This window comes from Streptomyces sp. A0642 (genome assembly GCF_004795105.1).
Classification (GTDB): domain Bacteria; phylum Actinomycetota; class Actinomycetes; order Streptomycetales; family Streptomycetaceae; genus Streptomyces.
The window spans coordinates 1-553 of the sequence record NZ_SSBL01000089.1; the positions used below are offsets into that span (position 1 = coordinate 1).

General features: G+C 66.7%; 1 protein-coding gene. It reads right to left on the reverse strand.

Annotation, left to right across the window (positions count from 1 at the left end):
- Positions 1–553 (reverse strand): dihydropteroate synthase (locus tag E6R60_RS36510; RefSeq protein WP_168713752.1); only part of this gene is annotated, 553 nt, incomplete at both ends.

The following is a 553-nucleotide window of genomic DNA, read 5'->3' on the forward strand; positions in this document are numbered from 1 at the left end:
ACAGCTCCATGAGCTTTTGCAGGGGGTCATAGCCCTCGGCGCGGCGGTCGTGGATCAGGTCGTGGGCGACCTTGACCTGCTCCTGGTCCAGGCGGGCGATCGGCAGGATCTTCGAGGCGTGCACGATCGCCGAGTCCAGCCCGGCCTTGACGCACTCGTCGAGGAAGACGGAGTTCAGCACCACCCGGGCGGCCGGGTTCAGACCGAAGGAGATGTTCGACAGACCCAGCGTCGTCTGCACGTCGGGGTGGCGCTTCTTCAGCTCGCGGATCGCCTCGATGGTCGCGATACCGTCCTTGCGGGACTCCTCCTGACCCGTGCAGATCGTGAAGGTCAGGCAGTCGATCAGGATGTCCGACTCCTGGATGCCCCAGTTCCCGGTCAGGTCCGCGATGAGCCGCTCCGCGATCGCGACCTTGTGCTCGACGGTCCGGGCCTGGCCCTCCTCGTCGATCGTCAGGGCGATCAGCGCGGCTCCGTGCTCGGCCGCCAGCCGGGTGACCTTCACGAAACGCGACTCGGGCCCGTCCCCGTCCTCGTAGTTCACCGAGTT